The 532-nt window shown below is 39.7% G+C and carries 1 pseudogene; it reads right to left on the reverse strand.

The features are described 5' to 3' along the window. Nucleotides 1-532, reverse strand: a pseudogene (locus tag ACFINU_RS10435) (hypothetical protein); the annotation flags it as partial.

The following is a 532-nucleotide window of genomic DNA, read 5'->3' on the forward strand; positions in this document are numbered from 1 at the left end:
CCTTGTGAAACTTCCTTAATACGAGCGTTCACATTCTTGATACTCGTATCAATGCCTTCAAAAGCTGTACCAACATCGGTAAAGTCAGCTTCTTCTTCCTTACCGTCTTTAGAAACCTTAGATAATTTATAGGTAGGTCCCGTGAAAGCACCATTTGTAAAAGCTGTACCACCACCTAAAAACTTCGCAACATCTTCAGAGAGGGTATGAATTTGTCCACCATTAATGGCATCACGTGAATCCTTTGTAAGGTTGCCAACAGCTACATTATGAAGAGCAACGGGCTTAGCATCTTTACCTTTCCCCAACGTCACACTTTCATAATTAATGGTGTTTTCTTCATCTGTACCTTTATCATAAAGAACAACTGCTGAATCGTCAGATTGAAGTTTTTCCGAAAGATCTTTTAAACCCTTATCAAGTTGGCCTTTATTAACAGCTTCATTGTCATGCGAAGCTTCCTTTACACCAGAAAGCGTCCGATCCCCGTTATCTTTATTGGCAATATTGATTTCACTGCCTGCTACTTCTT

The sequence above is a fragment of the Bartonella sp. AC130YNZD genome (assembly GCF_042196865.1).
Classification (GTDB): Bacteria; Pseudomonadota; Alphaproteobacteria; order Rhizobiales; family Rhizobiaceae; genus Bartonella.